At 62.6% G+C, this 13,664-nt stretch carries 15 protein-coding genes and 1 tRNA gene; 13 read left to right on the forward strand and 3 right to left on the reverse strand.

Features of this window, described 5'->3' with window-relative positions:
* The first annotated feature begins 56 nt into the window (after positions 1–56).
* Positions 57–515, forward strand: a complete 459-nt coding sequence (locus A4A58_RS05515; RefSeq protein ID WP_068730320.1) for a MarR family winged helix-turn-helix transcriptional regulator — start codon at positions 57–59, stop codon at positions 513–515.
* Positions 516–575: 60 nt separating this feature from the next.
* Here the strand turns inward: A4A58_RS05515 and A4A58_RS05520 are convergent.
* Both A4A58_RS05520 and A4A58_RS05525 read right to left on the reverse strand, forming a co-directional pair.
* Positions 576–651 (reverse strand) — tRNA-Ala (locus tag A4A58_RS05520).
* Positions 652–732: 81 nt separating this feature from the next.
* The gene (locus A4A58_RS05525) at positions 733–1,146 is read right to left on the reverse strand and encodes a TIGR02300 family protein (protein ID WP_068730321.1); all 414 of its coding nucleotides are present in this window, start codon (positions 1,144–1,146) and stop codon (positions 733–735) included.
* A gap of 147 nt (positions 1,147–1,293) precedes the next feature.
* On the opposite strand from A4A58_RS05525, the gene aroA reads away from it, so the two are divergent.
* The 12 genes from aroA (at position 1,294) to A4A58_RS05585 (ending at position 13,391) form a co-directional block, all read left to right on the forward strand.
* Positions 1,294–2,643, forward strand: coding sequence for a 3-phosphoshikimate 1-carboxyvinyltransferase (gene aroA, locus A4A58_RS05530; protein WP_068730322.1), 1,350 nt, complete (start codon positions 1,294–1,296; stop codon positions 2,641–2,643).
* Between the two features lie 111 nt (positions 2,644–2,754).
* Positions 2,755–3,393 (forward strand): (d)CMP kinase, encoded by a 639-nt coding sequence (gene cmk, locus A4A58_RS05535; protein WP_068730323.1) that lies wholly within the window; start codon positions 2,755–2,757, stop codon positions 3,391–3,393.
* Positions 3,394–3,655: 262 nt separating this feature from the next.
* Complete coding sequence (gene rpsA / locus A4A58_RS05540) at positions 3,656–5,359, forward strand: 30S ribosomal protein S1 (RefSeq protein ID WP_068730324.1); 1,704 nt, start codon at positions 3,656–3,658, stop codon at positions 5,357–5,359.
* Between the two features lie 200 nt (positions 5,360–5,559).
* A complete protein-coding gene (sppA, locus tag A4A58_RS05545) occupies positions 5,560–6,540 on the forward strand; it encodes a signal peptide peptidase SppA (protein WP_068730325.1) in 981 nt (326 codons plus the stop codon).
* Positions 6,541–6,701: 161 nt separating this feature from the next.
* Positions 6,702–7,013, forward strand: coding sequence for an integration host factor subunit beta (locus A4A58_RS05550; RefSeq protein ID WP_068730326.1), 312 nt, complete (start codon positions 6,702–6,704; stop codon positions 7,011–7,013).
* Positions 7,014–7,100: 87 nt separating this feature from the next.
* Positions 7,101–7,490 carry a LapA family protein gene (locus A4A58_RS05555; RefSeq protein WP_068730486.1) on the forward strand — a complete coding sequence of 130 codons (390 nt, stop codon included), beginning with the start codon at positions 7,101–7,103 and terminating at the stop codon, positions 7,488–7,490.
* Between the two features lie 57 nt (positions 7,491–7,547).
* Entirely contained in the window at positions 7,548–8,204 is a 657-nt protein-coding gene (locus A4A58_RS05560) for a phosphoribosylanthranilate isomerase (protein ID WP_068730327.1), read from the forward strand.
* Positions 8,204–9,421 (forward strand): tryptophan synthase subunit beta, encoded by a 1,218-nt coding sequence (gene trpB / locus A4A58_RS05565; RefSeq protein WP_068730328.1) that lies wholly within the window; start codon positions 8,204–8,206, stop codon positions 9,419–9,421. The genes A4A58_RS05560 and trpB overlap by 1 nt, the downstream gene beginning before the upstream one ends.
* The gene (trpA, locus tag A4A58_RS05570) at positions 9,418–10,254 is read left to right on the forward strand and encodes a tryptophan synthase subunit alpha (protein WP_068730329.1); all 837 of its coding nucleotides are present in this window, start codon (positions 9,418–9,420) and stop codon (positions 10,252–10,254) included. The genes trpB and trpA overlap by 4 nt, the downstream gene beginning before the upstream one ends.
* Positions 10,255–10,358: 104 nt before the next feature.
* Positions 10,359–11,288: an acetyl-CoA carboxylase, carboxyltransferase subunit beta gene (accD, locus tag A4A58_RS05575; RefSeq protein ID WP_068730330.1), complete on the forward strand. Its 930-nt coding sequence runs from the start codon at positions 10,359–10,361 to the stop codon at positions 11,286–11,288.
* The gene (locus tag A4A58_RS05580; RefSeq protein ID WP_068730331.1) at positions 11,285–12,616 is read left to right on the forward strand and encodes a bifunctional folylpolyglutamate synthase/dihydrofolate synthase; all 1,332 of its coding nucleotides are present in this window, start codon (positions 11,285–11,287) and stop codon (positions 12,614–12,616) included. Before accD ends, A4A58_RS05580 begins: the two co-directional genes overlap by 4 nt.
* A 34-nt stretch (positions 12,617–12,650) precedes the next feature.
* Positions 12,651–13,391, forward strand: a complete 741-nt coding sequence (locus A4A58_RS05585; RefSeq protein ID WP_068730332.1) for a metallophosphoesterase family protein — start codon at positions 12,651–12,653, stop codon at positions 13,389–13,391.
* 25 nt (positions 13,392–13,416) lie between these two features.
* Here A4A58_RS05585 and A4A58_RS31250 read toward each other — a convergent pair.
* Positions 13,417–13,664, reverse strand: a 248-nt coding sequence (locus A4A58_RS31250) for an IS30 family transposase (RefSeq protein WP_204378161.1), incomplete at its 5' end; no start/stop codon positions are given.

The raw sequence follows: 13,664 nt of genomic DNA on the forward strand, positions 1-13,664 counted from the left end.
CGTGAAGGGGTTGGGGTTGGGCGTCACCTGTGGCCAAATAAGCTCCGGAGATAATCATGGCCAAGAAACCCGCACCCGTTCCGCTGCTGCAGCTCGATAACCAGCTCTGCTTTGCCGTCTATTCGACCGGCCATGCGTTCAATCGCGTCTACAAACCGTTGCTGGACCGGTTGAAGCTGACCTATCCGCAATATCTGGCGATGCTGGTGCTGTGGGAGCAGGACAATGTCCCGGTGAAGGACATCGGCGAGCGGCTGTTTCTCGATTCGGGCACGCTGACGCCGCTGTTGAAGCGTCTGGAAGCCGCTGGCCTGATCAAGCGCACCCGCAGCGTCGAGGATGAGCGGCAGATGCTGATCGCATTGACGGCGCAAGGTCAGGCGCTGCGTGAAAGAGCCAAGGCCGTGCCGCAGGGAATCCTTGCGGCGTCAGCCTGCACGGTCGGCGAAATGGCCGCGATGAAAAATGACCTCGTGGCGCTACGTGATCGGCTGAACGCAGCGCTGGGGGATTAGCGCGGTCATTCTCTACGAGGATTAGTTGGTGCGGCTCGCTGAGCCGAAGCTCGCGAAGGGTGGTGGAGCCAGGCGGGATCGAACCGCCGACCTCTTGCATGCCATGCAAGCGCTCTCCCAGCTGAGCTATGGCCCCAATACCTGCGACGCACTGGGTGGGGCGTCGCGCGGCAAACCAAGATCACATATCAGGAGTGATCTCAAGTCTCTTCTGAGCTTAACTTTCTTCGTCGCCCGAGACGTCGCCGATGATGTCGGTCACGTCCTCATCGCCTTCTTCTTCGTCGGCAATGAAGGTCGAATCATCGTCTTCATCGTCATCGATGGTGTCATCGACTTCGATATCGTCCTCGGATTCCAGTACGGCAGCCTTCTTGCCGGTATTCTCCTCGGCGTCGGCTTCCTCCAGCGAGACCAATTCTTCGCTCTCGGCGGCTTCCGGAGTTTCCGCGGCGGCAGATGCTGCAGCTGCGCGTGCGGCTGCATCCGCGCGGGTCCGCGGCGGCGCAATCGGCGCAATCGGCACAACCTCGCCTGTATAAGGCGAAATCACCGGGCTCTTGTTGAGGTCGTAGAACTTCTTGCCCGTCGTGGGGCAAATGCGTTTGGTTCCGAGATCGGATTTGGCCACGTGAAGGGTCCTGGGGATTTTTTGAAAAACGGTGCTTCACTTGGCTAGTTGACGCGCCCCTGTCAATAGCGGTTTGCGTGAGAATGACCGCTGCGTGACGCAGCGTGGCTCATATGCTACGAGCCGCCTGCGCGAAGGAACACAATCTTGACCCAATCAGACACAGCCGCCGCCCAGCCGACACCGCTGACAGCGCGAAAATCCGGCGCCCTGCGCGGCTCTGCCCGCGTGCCCGGCGACAAGTCGATCTCGCACCGGGCCCTTATTCTGGGTGCCCTGGCGGTCGGCGAGACCCGGATCACGGGGCTGCTGGAGGGCGAGGACGTCCTGAATACCGCCAAATCGATGCAAGCACTGGGCGCCAAGGTCGAACGAACAGGCGATTTCGCGTGGAAGGTCAATGGCGTCGGCGTTGCCGGATTTGCCGCACCCAAGGCGCCGCTGGATTTCGGCAATTCCGGTACCGGGTGCCGGCTGGTGATGGGCGCCGTTGCCGGCTGCCCGATCGAGGCGACGTTCGATGGCGATGCCTCGCTGCGCAGCCGGCCGATGCGCCGGATCGTCGACCCCCTGGAATTGATGGGCGCCAGGGTGACCGCAAGCGAGGAGGGCGGACGTCTGCCGCTGACCATCGCCGGCGCGCGTGATCCGCTGCCGATCGTGTATCGCACCCCGGTGGCCTCAGCCCAGATCAAGTCGGCCGTTCTACTGGCAGGTCTGTCGGCGCCGGGCACGACCACGGTGATCGAGACCGAGGCCAGCCGCGACCACACCGAGCTGATGCTCAAACATTTCGGCGCCGAGATCGTCTCTGAAAAAGAAGGCGCGCATGGTCGTAAGATCACGCTCACCGGCCAGCCTGAATTGAAGGGCGCTGATGTCGTGGTGCCGGCAGATCCATCCTCCGCAGCATTTCCGATGGTTGCGGCTCTGATCGTGCCGGGTTCCGAGATCGTGCTCACCGACGTGATGACCAACCCGCTGCGCATCGGGCTGTTCACGACGTTGCGCGAGATGGGGGCATCCATCGAGGAAAGCGATATCCGCGGCGATGCCGGCGAACCGATGGCACAGTTCCGGATCACTGCGTCGAAGCTGCACGGCGTCGAAGTGCCGCCGGAGCGCGCGCCGTCGATGATCGATGAATATCTGGTGCTGGCTGTGGCTGCGGCGTTTGCCGAGGGCACGACCACCATGCGCGGGCTGCAGGAGCTGCGTGTGAAGGAATCCGACCGTCTGGAAGCCACTGCGGCGATGCTACGGGTCAACGGCGTCAATGTGGAAATCGTTGGCGACGACCTCATCGTGCACGGCAACGGCCGTGTTGCCGGTGGCGGCCTCGTCGCCACCCATATGGATCACCGCATCGCCATGTCGGCACTGGCCATGGGCCTCGCTTCCGATCAGCCGGTGACCATCGACGACACGACATTCATCGCAACCAGCTTCCCCGATTTCATCCCGATGATGCGTCGGCTGGGTGCTGATTTTTCGTGAGCCGGGCTGGCGTGGATATTTCCGGAGACGGGTGCTAAGTCCGCGCAGGTCGCGCGAGCTTGGCTCCCGATCCACCGCCATTCATCGTGACAAGACGAGCACGCGCAACGCATGATCATTGCTATCGACGGTCCCGCCGCATCCGGAAAAGGCACGCTGGGCAAACGGTTGGCGCACCATTACGGCTACCGGCACCTCGATACCGGCGTGATCTATCGCGCGGTCGCCAAGGCGCTGCTCGATCTTGGTGCGGACCTGACCGATGAGGCGCTGGCCGTGGCTGTCGCCAGTGAGCTCGATCCCGAGAAATTCGGCAATCCGGCGCTGAAGACCCAAGAAGTCGGCGATGCGGCCTCTGTGGTCTCGGCCATCCCCCGGGTGCGGGAGGTCCTTTTGAACTTCCAGCGGCGTTTTGCCGAGGATCCGCCGGGAGCGGTGCTCGACGGCCGCGACATTGGAACCGTGATCTGCCCCCATGCGGACGTGAAGATCTTCGTCGTGGCCGATGCCAGGGTCCGCGCCCGCCGGCGCACCCTGGAGGCTCTTGGACGGGGCGAGGTGGCCGATGAGGCCGCCGTGCTGGCGGATATCATCAGGCGCGACGAACGCGACCAGAACCGCCCGATTGCGCCTCTAAAGCCGGCCACGGATGCATACTTGCTGGATAACTCCAATTTGGATATAGAAGGCGGCGTCCGGGCCGCCATCGACATTGTCGAGGCCGTCCGAGCGGGCCGGCAACGGGTCTGATTTTTCTTTCTTTCCGAAAGGCCTCAGACAAAACCGTTGCCGTCATTGGAGGAAAGCCCGCTCCCGATCTCGAGCTGCGATACGCGCTTCAGGCTCCGGACACCATCAAGACCCTACCCACGTTTCGATCGTGAAGGCATGCTGCCGGCCCGTTCTTGCATCCTCCTGCAAGGCGGTCGTTAGAGGTTGCGGACCCCTGACACTTCACATTTGAGACGCCCATTAACCCGAACGGCCGGCGATACCCGCATCTGGAGAACAAATGGCTTCGACTGCTTCTTCGTATAATCCTTCCCGCGATGATTTCGCGGCGATGCTCGACGAGTCCTTCGCGGGCGGCAACCTTCAGGAAAGCTCTGTCATCAAGGGCATCGTGGTTGCGATTGAAAAGGACATGGCCGTCATCGACGTCGGCCTGAAGACTGAAGGCCGTGTGGCACTGCGCGAATTCGCCGGTCCCGGCCGTGACAGCGAACTCAAGGTCGGCGACGAAGTCGAAGTGTTCCTCGACCGGATCGAAAACGCACTGGGCGAAGCCGTTCTGTCGCGCGACAAGGCCCGCCGCGAAGAGAGCTGGGGCAAGCTCGAGAAGGCCTTCAACAACAACGAGAAGGTTCACGGCGTCATCTTCAACCAGGTCAAGGGTGGCTTCACCGTCGATCTTGACGGCGCAGTGGCCTTCCTGCCGCGTTCGCAGGTGGACATCCGTCCGATCCGCGACGTCGCTCCGCTGATGAACAACTCGCAGCCGTTCCAGATCCTCAAGATGGATCGCCGCCGCGGCAACATCGTCGTGTCGCGTCGTACGGTTCTCGAAGAGACCCGCGCCGAACAGCGTCAGGAACTGGTCCAGAACCTCGAAGAGGGTCAGGTCATCGACGGCGTCGTCAAGAACATCACCGATTACGGTGCGTTCGTTGACCTCGGCGGTATCGACGGCCTGCTGCACGTCACCGATATCGCGTGGCGCCGCGTCAACCATCCGACCGAAGTGCTCACCATCGGTCAAACGGTCAAGGTCAAGATCATCAAGATCAACCACGAGACCCACCGTATCTCGCTCGGCATGAAGCAGCTGCTCGACGATCCGTGGCAGGGCATCGAGGCGAAGTACCCGCTGAACGCACGCTTCTCGGGTCGCGTCACCAACATCACCGACTACGGCGCATTCGTCGAACTGGAGCCGGGCATCGAAGGCCTGATCCACGTGTCGGAAATGTCGTGGACCAAGAAGAACATGCACCCCGGCAAGATCGTTTCGACCTCGCAGGAAGTCGAAGTGCAGGTTCTCGAAGTCGACAGCGTCAAGCGCCGCATTTCGCTCGGTCTCAAGCAGACCATGCGCAATCCGTGGGAAGTGTTCGTCGAGAAGTTCCCGGTCGGTTCGACCGTCGAAGGCGAAGTCAAGAACAAGACCGAGTTCGGTCTGTTCCTGGGTCTCGAAGGCGACGTGGACGGCATGGTCCATCTCTCCGACCTCGACTGGAAGCAGCCGGGTGAGCAGGTCATCGACAACTTCAAGAAGGGCGACATGGTCAAGGCCATCGTCCTCGACGTGGATGTCGAGAAGGAGCGCATCTCGCTCGGCGTCAAGCAGCTCGAAGGCGACCCCTTCGCAGAGCCGGGCGACGTCAAGAAGGGCGCTGTCGTGACTTGCGAAGTGATCGAAGTGAAGGAATCCGGCATCGACGTTCAGATCGCCGGCACCGACTTCACGACCTTCATCAAGCGTTCGGAACTGGCGCGTGAGCGCTCGGATCAGCGCGCTGAGCGTTTCGCCGTCGGCGAGAAGGTCGATGCCCGCGTGATCCAGTTCGACAAGAAGGCCCGCAAGGTCCAGGTGTCGATCAAGGCTCTCGAAGTGGCAGAAGAGAAGGAAGCCATCGCGCAGTACGGATCGTCGGATTCGGGCGCGACCCTCGGCGACATTCTCGGCAAGGCGCTCAAGCAGAGCACCGACAAGTAAGCGCGCAAGTAAGTTTCGACTCACTTGTTGCTACCAATTGGGGCCCCGGTTTCACCGGGGCCCTTTTTGCTGTTTCGACCATGTTTTCTTCATATTGCCTCGCAATTGATGTATTTGAGATACCTCAAGTAAACGCTGCCCGGACGACAGATGCAGCATCCGCCAGACGCAGCTCTCGCCGAGGGCTTAGGAGACTTCCGATGTCGCTTGATTCCGATGTGATCGTCGATCGCCGCAGAATGCGTCGCAAGCTGACGTTCTGGCGCGTGGCGGCGGTGCTGGCCGCGGTCGCTGCGGTGGTCGTCGTCGGCGTCGTCGTGACACGGTCGGGCTCTGAGGCGCTGTCGTCGTCGGGGGCGATCGCGCGCATCAAGATCGAGGGCCTGATCCAGAGCAACAATGATCGCGTCGAGGCGCTGGAGCGGCTGGAGAAGTCATCGGCGGCGGCGGTGGTGGTACATATCAATTCGCCGGGCGGCACCACGGCTGGCTCCGAGCAGCTCTATGACGCGCTGATGCGCCTCAAGGCCAAGAAACCGATGGTCGTTGTCGTCGAGGGCCTGGCCGCATCGGGCGGTTACATCGCGGCACTCGCATCCGACCATATCGTCGCGCAGCAGAGCTCGCTGGTCGGCTCCATCGGTGTTCTGTTCCAGTTTCCCAATTTCACGGGGTTGATGAAGACCGTCGGTGTCGAGGTCGAGCAGGTCAAATCCTCGCCGCTGAAGGCGGCGCCCAACGGCTTTGAGCCGACCAGCCCGGAAGCGAGGGCGGCGCTGGAATCGCTGGTGAGGGACTCCTACGCTTGGTTCCGTGGGCTCGTGCAGAGCCGCCGCGCCATGGATGACGCGCAACTACAGAAAGTCGTAGATGGCCGTGTTTTCACGGGTCGCCAGGCCGTGGATCTCAAGCTGATCGATCAGCTCGGCGACGAGAAAGCCGCCGTGGCGTGGCTGGTATCCGAGAAGAAGATCAAGAGCGACCTGCCGGTTCGCGACTTCAAGCTGACGCCTAAATTCAGCGATTTCACCTTCCTGCGCGCAGCTGCGACGATCACGCTTGACGCTGTAGGTCTTGGCGCGATCGCGCGGCAGGTCGAGCAGGCGGGCCTCGCGCAGGCCATGGATGGCTTCGGCCTCGATGGCATGCTGGCGTTGTGGCGGCCGGCCACCACTAACTAGGGAACCGCTCGTCCTGTTCTTTCCGCACTGCAAAGAAGGCTGCAACAACGGTTTCGGGCATTTGTCACGCATTTTCGAAGGTGCCCGAATTCATTTAGCGTCTTGACAGTTCAAGGCATTTTCACGGAAATGCATTCTCCCGTTCAGAGTCCAACGTCTCGATGATCAAATCCGAACTCGTTCAACGCATCGCTGAGCATAACCCGCACCTCTACCAGCGGGATGTTGAGAACATCGTGAATGCGATACTCGATGAGATCGTGGCCGCGCTGGCACGTGGTGATCGTGTCGAACTCCGCGGCTTCGGCGCATTCTCGGTGAAGCATCGCCCGGCCCGTGCGGGCCGTAATCCCCGGACTGGCGAGCATGTCCCGGTGGACCAGAAGAGCGTTCCGTTCTTCAAGACCGGCAAGGAAATGCGCGAGCGCCTGAATCGCGACGATGCTGCACCGGAAGCAAGCGCAGCGACATAAAGAACTTTGAGGTAGCGCGCATTCGGGCCGACAGGCCTGAGCCAGATAGCGGAATGCGCGCCCGCATCGCCTTCGCGAGAGATGTTGATGCGCAAATTCTTCTCAGCTCTGGTGATCATCCCCCTCGCGATTGTCTTCGTCGTGTTCGCCGTCGCCAACCGTCATCTGGTCACGGTGTCCTTTGATCCGTTCAACAGCAGCGATCCGGCGGTCGGCGCCACGCTGCCGCTGTTCGTGGTGATCATCCTGTCGGCCATCCTAGGTGTCATCGCAGGCGGCATGGCCACCTGGTTCAGGCAGGGCCACTGGCGCCGTGCAGCGCGCCAGCGCGAGGCCGATGCGCAGCGGGCCCGCGCAGAACTGGCCGATCTGCGCGCCCATGCTGCGACCGCCTCGCGGAATGGTACGCAGCGGCTCCCGGCGCCGGGTTCCCCTTATATGGCCGGTGAGCGAGACAAGTCCGGCGCGACGTTGTAGAACCCCGCACATAGGCTTTTCCCGCCATTCCCGGTATTGCCAGCGGCCATTTGAAGCATGTCTCTGATCGTCAAAATTTGCGGCCTGTCCACTCCGGAGACGCTCGATGCGGCTCTGGTCGGCGGCGCGGATATGGTCGGCTTCGTGTTCTTTCCGCCGTCGCCGCGTCACGTCACGCTCGACGTTGCGCGGGCTTTGGGCAAGCAGGCGAAGGGCCGTGCCGTGAAGGTCGCGCTGTCGGTCGATGCCGATGACGCGGATCTCGAAAACAGTATCGATGCCTTGAGGCCCGATATCCTGCAGCTCCACGGCAGGGAGAGCGTGGCGCGGGTGCGTGATATCAAACAGAAGTTCGGCCTCCCGGTGATGAAGGCGCTCGCCGTCGAGACCAGGGCCGAGCTCGCCGCATTGCCCGGCTATGCCGCGGTCTGCGACCGCATCCTGTTCGATGCCAAGGCGCCGAAGGATGCTACGCGTCCGGGTGGTCTCGGCGCGGTCTTCGACTGGCACCTGCTCGAAGGCCTCGATCTGAAGTTGCCCTTTATGGTATCGGGCGGCCTCACTGCCGCCAATGTCGCGGAGGCCCTGCGCATCACACGGGCCGGCGGTGTCGATATTTCGTCCGGCGTGGAGAGCGCGCCGGGCATCAAGGATCCCGACATGATCCGCGCTTTCATCCGCGCCGCGCGCGCAACGGAAGAGTTGACGACCTGATGACTCAAGCCATTCCAAATTCCTATCGGTCCGGTCCCGACGACACCGGTCACTTCGGTATTTTTGGCGGTCGCTTCGTCGCCGAGACGCTGATGCCGCTGATCCTCGATCTGCAGAAGGCCTATGAGGACGCCAAGGCCGATCCCGCCTTTCGCAAGGAGATGGACGGTTATCTCAAGGCCTATGTCGGCCGCCCGTCGCCGCTCTATTTTGCGGAGCGTCTCACCGAACATCTCGGTGGCGCAAAAATCTATCTGAAGCGCGAGGAGCTGAATCATACCGGCTCACACAAAGTGAACAACGTGCTCGGCCAGATCATGGTCGCGCGCCGCATGGGCAAGAAGCGGATCATCGCCGAGACCGGCGCCGGCCAGCATGGCGTGGCGACGGCGACGCTCTGCGCGCGCTTCGGCCTCGAATGCATCGTCTATATGGGCGCGGTGGACGTGGCGCGTCAGCAGCCCAATGTGATCCGCATGGAAATGCTCGGCGCCAAGGTGGTGGCGGTGCAGGTCGGTGCGCGCACGCTCAAGGATGCGATGAACGAGGCGCTGCGCGACTGGGTCACCAATGTGCACAACACGTTCTATTGCATCGGCACCGTCGCCGGCCCGCATCCCTATCCGATGATGGTGCGCGACTTCCAGTCGATCATCGGCGAGGAAACCCGTGTGCAGATGCAGGAGCTCGAAGGTCGTTTGCCGGATTCGCTGATCGCCTGCATCGGCGGCGGCTCCAATGCGATGGGGCTCTTCCATCCGTTTCTCGACGATCCATCGGTTGATATCTACGGCGTCGAAGCGGCGGGCCACGGGCTCACCAACCTGCATGCCGCATCGATTGCTGGCGGCCGTCCCGGCGTGCTGCATGGCAACCGCACCTATCTCTTGATGGATGAAGACGGCCAGATCCAGGAAGGCCATTCGATCTCCGCGGGCCTCGACTATCCCGGCATCGGCCCCGAGCATTCGTGGCTGCACACCATCGGCCGCGTGAAGTATCTGTCGGCAACGGATGAAGAAGCGCTGGCAGCGTTTCAGTTGCTGTCGAAGCTCGAAGGCATCATTCCGGCGCTGGAGCCGGCCCATGCCCTCGCCAAGGTGGGCGAACTCGCACCCACACTGCCGAAGGATCACCTGATGGTCGTCAACCTCTCCGGCCGCGGCGACAAGGACGTCCCGCAGGTCGGCGATATCCTGAAGGGCAGGCAGTCGTGACCACCCGCATCGATACTCGTTTCGCCGAACTGAAAGTCGAAGGCCGCGCGGCGTTCGTCACCTTCGTGATGGCCGGCGATCCCGATCCCGCCACCGCGCTGGAAATCGTCAAGGCGCTGCCAAAGGCCGGCGCCGATATCATCGAGATCGGTATGCCCTTCACCGATCCGATGGCCGACGGCCCGTCGATCCAGGCCGCGGGTCTGCGCGCGCTGCAGGCCGGTATGACGCTGCGCAAGACGCTACAGCTCGTGCGCGACTTCCGCGCCGCTGACGACAAGACGCCCATCGTCCTGATGGGCTACTACAATCCGATCTATATCTACGGCGTCGATAAATTTCTGCCCGACGCGAAGGCCGCGGGCGTCGATGGTCTGATCATCGTCGACCTTCCACCGGAAGAAGACGCCGAGCTGTGCCTGCCCGCCATGAAGGCTGGCCTCAATTTCATTCGTCTCGCAACACCGACCACCGACGACAAGCGCCTCCCGGCTGTGCTCGCGAATACGTCGGGCTTCGTCTATTACGTCTCGATCACCGGCATCACGGGATCAGCCAGCGCGGATTCATCCGCCGTGAGCGCGGCCGTGGCGCGGATCAAGCGCCATACCAAGCTGCCGGTCTGCGTCGGTTTTGGCATCCGGACGCCGGAAGCCGCGCATGACATCGCCCGGCATGCCAACGGCGCGGTGGTCGGAACGGCGCTGATCGATGCACTGAAGGGCTCGCTGGACGCCGATGGCAAGGCCACGGCCAGGACGGTCAGCGCGGTCGCCGATCTGGCCGCAGCCCTCGCCCAGGGCGTTCACGGGGCCAAACAGGCTGCCGAATAAGCCACAATTGGCCTCCATCAACCGGGACAACGGTTGCCGGGCTCTGTCCCGGCCGCCATATAGATATCAGAGCGACGCATCATCTCAGCGACGCGGAGACACATATGAACTGGCTCACCAACGTCGTCCGGCCGAAAATCCGCAGCATCCTCAAGCGCGATACGCCCGAGAACCTGTGGATCAAGTGCCCGGATACGGGACAGCTCGTGTTCTACAAGGACGTCGAGAGCAACCAGTTCGTCATTCCCGGCTCGAACTATCACATGCGCATGGGCGCCACTGCCCGCATGAAGTCGATTTTCGACAATGAGACCTGGTATGACGTCGCGCTGCCCGAAGTGATCGCCGATCCGCTGAAGTTTCGTGATGAGCGCAAATATGTCGATCGCATCAAGGATGCGCGCACCAAGACCAGCATGAACGACTCGGTCAAGGTCGGCTTCGGCAGGATGGAAGGTACCGGCGTCGTCGTCGCCGTGCAGGATTTCGATTTCATGGGCGGTTCGCTCGGCATGGCCGCTGGCGAAGCGCTGGTGCGCGGACTTGAGCTCGCGGTCGAGAAGAAGTCGCCCTTCATCGTGTTTGCGGCTTCCGGCGGCGCCCGCATGCAGGAAGGCATCTTGTCGCTGATGCAGTTGCCGCGCACCACGGTCGGCGTGCAGATGCTGCGCGAAGCCAAGCTGCCTTACATCGTCGTGCTGACCAATCCAACCACCGGCGGTGTCACCGCGTCCTACGCGATGCTGGGTGACGTGCAGATCGCCGAGCCCGGCGCGCTGATCGGCTTTGCCGGTGCGCGCGTGATCGAGCAGACCATCCGCGAGAAACTGCCGGAAGGTTTCCAGCGCGCCGAATATCTCCGTGACCACGGCATGATCGACATGGTCGTGCATCGCCACGATCTGAAGCCGACGCTGGCGCGCCTCTGTCGCCTGCTGACGAAGTCGCCGGCCATTGCGAGCCCGCCGCGCGCGGAGAGCATTCCGGCCGAGATCGTCGTGGCTCCTGACGCGGTGCCGGCCGCGCACGCGTGAGCAACTCCGCGCCGCCATCGTCGCCGGACCTCGGCGAGATTCTGGCGCGGCTCTCGACGCTGCATCCGAACACCATTGATCTGTCGCTGGACCGCATGCAGCGGCTGATGGCGCAGCTCGGCAATCCCGAGCGCAAGCTGCCCCCGGTGCTTCACGTTGCCGGCACCAACGGCAAGGGCTCGACCATCGCCTATCTGCGCGCGATCTGTGAGGCCGCAGGTCTGCGCGTCCATGTCTACACCTCGCCGCATCTCGTCCGCATGAATGAGAGCATCCGTCTCGCCGGCACCTTGGTGAGCGATGATGAACTGCGTGCGGCTTTCGCCCATGTCGAGACGATCAATGCCGGCGCGCCAATCACGTTGTTCGAGGCCGAGACTGCCGCTGCGTTCGACCTGTTCGCGAAACATCCCGCCGATGTCGTGCTGCTCGAAGTCGGCCTCGGCGGCCGGCTCGATGCGACCAATGTGATCGAAACACCAGCCGCATGCGTGCTGACACCGATCGCCATCGATCACACGGATTTTTTGGGCGATACACTTGCGAAGATCGCCAGCGAGAAAGCCGGCATCATCAAGCGCCGCGTGCCGGTGGTCACCGCCGAGCAATCGCCTGATGTAACCGAGGTGATCGAGCAGCAGGCGCGTAGGATGCACGCGCCCCTCGTGAGCGCCGGGCAGGAATGGCACGTCAATATTGAGCGCGGCCGTCTGGTGTATCAGGATGATCGCGGGCTGATGGATATCGCCGCGCCGCGGCTGTTCGGGCGCCATCAGTTCGGCAATGCTGGTCTTGCGATTGCGACGCTGCGCGCGCTGGATATCTTCAAGATCGATCCCGCCGCCTATGAGACGGGTGTGGCGCGCGCCGAATGGCCGGCGCGGATGCAGCGGCTGACATCGGGCAAGCTTGTCGGTGCGGCGCCTGCCGAATCCGAAGTCTGGCTCGATGGCGGCCACAATGCCGATGGCGGGCGCGTCATTGCGGCGGCGCTCGGCGATCTCGAAGAGCGCGTGTCACGTCCTCTGGTCGTGATCGCCGGCATGATGGCCAACAAGGATGCGGCGGGTTTTCTGGCGAACTTCGCCGGCCAGACTCGGCATATCATCGCGGTGAAAATCCCCGGCCGCGACGGCGTCATGGCGCCGGATGCACTGGCCGATGCCGCGCGCAGTCTCGGCATGCGCGTCGAGACAGCGCCGAGCGTCGCCGACGCACTGCAGTCGCTGACGAAGCTGGCCTACGAGGTCCCGCCGCGGATCCTGATTGCGGGTTCGCTCTATCTGGCCGGTCATGTCCTTGCGGAGAACGGCACGCTACCTGCATAAAACGTGCATCGACATAACGACCTCTGGAGGTTCGATGCGCTTCGCTGCCATTGCCGATGTTCACGGCAATTATCTCGCCCTTGAGGCTGTTGTCGCTGACATCCGCGCCCAGGGCATTTCCGATATCGTCAATCTCGGCGACATGGTCTCGGGCCCGATGGATGCTCGCCGCACCGTCGAGATCATGATGGGTATGAACGCCGTCTGCGTGCGCGGCAATCACGACCGCTATGTCACCGACTATGCACTCGACGACATGTGGCCGTCCGATCGGCTGGCGCACAGCCAGCTCGAGCCGGCGCAGATGGAGTGGCTACGTGCGCTACCCTTCAGTACGATCTATCGTGAGGAGGTCTATCTCTGTCATGCCACGCCCGATGACGACAACACCTACTGGATGGAAGCTGTGACTCCCGAGGGCATCGTCCACATGGCCCCGATCGAAGCGATCGAGGAGAAGGCCAAGGGTATCACTCAGTCGCTGATCCTCTGCGCCCACACCCATATCGCGCGCGCCGTCCGGCTGCGCGCCGGTCGCATGATCGTCAATCCCGGCAGCGTCGGCGGTCCCGGCTATCGCGACGTCACGCCCTATCCGCATACGCTGGAAGTCGGCACGCCCGATGCCTGCTATGCGATCATCGAGAAGCGCGATGGACGCTGGCAGGTGACGTTCCGTCAGGTGCCTTATGATCATCAGGCGATGGCGGAGCTGGCGTTGCAGAACCAGCGACCCGAATGGGCCAGCGCGCTGGCGACGGGGTGGATCAGGTAGTTGAGACGGTACATCCTCTCGACTGTCATCCCCGCGAAGGCGGGGAGGTGGATTCCCACTCGAAGTGCAACAGCTGTCGAGCAAAGAGCTCAGCGGGGGTGTGCCAGTCAAGGCACTTTCGGGGTGTGCTGTTGTAAGCCAGAACGGCATCAGCAAGATCCTGGGGCGTGAGCGTGGCCAGATCGGTCTTGCGCGGGATCCTGCGACGCATGCGGCCGATGGCATTCTCGACGCCACCTTTCTGCCAGGGGGCGTAGGGATCGCAGAAGAACG

The organism is Tardiphaga robiniae (assembly GCF_001618955.1).
GTDB classification, from domain to species: domain Bacteria; phylum Pseudomonadota; class Alphaproteobacteria; order Rhizobiales; family Xanthobacteraceae; genus Tardiphaga; species Tardiphaga robiniae_A.

Excerpts from the sequence above, each read along its gene's own strand:
- A4A58_RS05515 (WP_068730320.1), top strand. The coding sequence starts at position 57 with ATGGCCAAGAAACCCGCACCCGTTCCGCTGCTGCAGCTCGATAACCAG.
- cmk (WP_068730323.1), top strand. The coding sequence starts at position 2,755 with ATGATCATTGCTATCGACGGTCCCGCCGCATCCGGAAAAGGCACGCTG.
- rpsA (WP_068730324.1), top strand. The coding sequence starts at position 3,656 with ATGGCTTCGACTGCTTCTTCGTATAATCCTTCCCGCGATGATTTCGCG.
- sppA (WP_068730325.1), top strand. The coding sequence starts at position 5,560 with ATGTCGCTTGATTCCGATGTGATCGTCGATCGCCGCAGAATGCGTCGC.
- A4A58_RS05550 (WP_068730326.1), top strand. The coding sequence starts at position 6,702 with ATGATCAAATCCGAACTCGTTCAACGCATCGCTGAGCATAACCCGCAC.
- A4A58_RS05555 (WP_068730486.1), top strand. The coding sequence starts at position 7,101 with ATGCGCAAATTCTTCTCAGCTCTGGTGATCATCCCCCTCGCGATTGTC.
- A4A58_RS05560 (WP_068730327.1), top strand. The coding sequence starts at position 7,548 with ATGTCTCTGATCGTCAAAATTTGCGGCCTGTCCACTCCGGAGACGCTC.
- trpB (WP_068730328.1), top strand. The coding sequence starts at position 8,204 with ATGACTCAAGCCATTCCAAATTCCTATCGGTCCGGTCCCGACGACACC.
- accD (WP_068730330.1), top strand. The coding sequence starts at position 10,359 with ATGAACTGGCTCACCAACGTCGTCCGGCCGAAAATCCGCAGCATCCTC.
- A4A58_RS05585 (WP_068730332.1), top strand. The coding sequence starts at position 12,651 with ATGCGCTTCGCTGCCATTGCCGATGTTCACGGCAATTATCTCGCCCTT.